1 protein-coding gene is annotated in these 543 nt (G+C 68.7%); it reads left to right on the forward strand.

Annotated features, from left to right (window positions below; genetic code table 11):
* Positions 1-30: 30 nt before the first annotated feature.
* A partial coding sequence (locus GO707_RS11895) for a DUF362 domain-containing protein (RefSeq protein WP_198161103.1) occupies positions 31-543 on the forward strand: 513 nt, incomplete at its 3' end.

Consider the following 543-nt stretch of genomic DNA (forward strand, 5'->3'; position numbering starts at 1 on the left):
AAGTAGCGGAAGACGAGACGAGGAATTGGCATGCCGAACCTGGTAGACATCGTGGAAGTGGCCGAGGCGCTGGAGTCGAAGGCCGTGTACCTGGCGAGCGATCGCTGCGTGGTGGTGCGCAACCGCCATGCGTCGTGCGCGAAATGCGCGGACGCCTGTCCGACGGGCTCGGTGTTCGCGGCCAACAACGTGTTGGAGCTTGACGGCGAGGGATGCGTGGCGTGCGGCGCCTGCACCACGGTATGCCCGGTGGAGGCGCTCATCCCGTTGCGCCCGCTGGACGAGGACCTCGCCTCCAGCGTGGCGTCCGCCGTGGCGGCGACCGGCGGGAAGGCCGTGTTCGCATGCGCGCGCATAGCGTCGAAGCGCCTGGCCGACCCGGCGAAGTACGCCGAAGTGCCCTGTCTCGCGCGCATGGAGGAAAGCGTGCTGCTGGGTCTTGCGGCGCGCGGCGTGGAGGATATCGTGCTGGTGGACGGCACGTGCGCCACGTGCAAGTTCCGCTCGAACGTGCCGGGTATCGACGCCACGGTGGCTTCGGCG

It is taken from the genome of Adlercreutzia rubneri (assembly GCF_009755265.1).
Lineage (GTDB): Bacteria > Actinomycetota > Coriobacteriia > Coriobacteriales > Eggerthellaceae > Adlercreutzia > Adlercreutzia rubneri.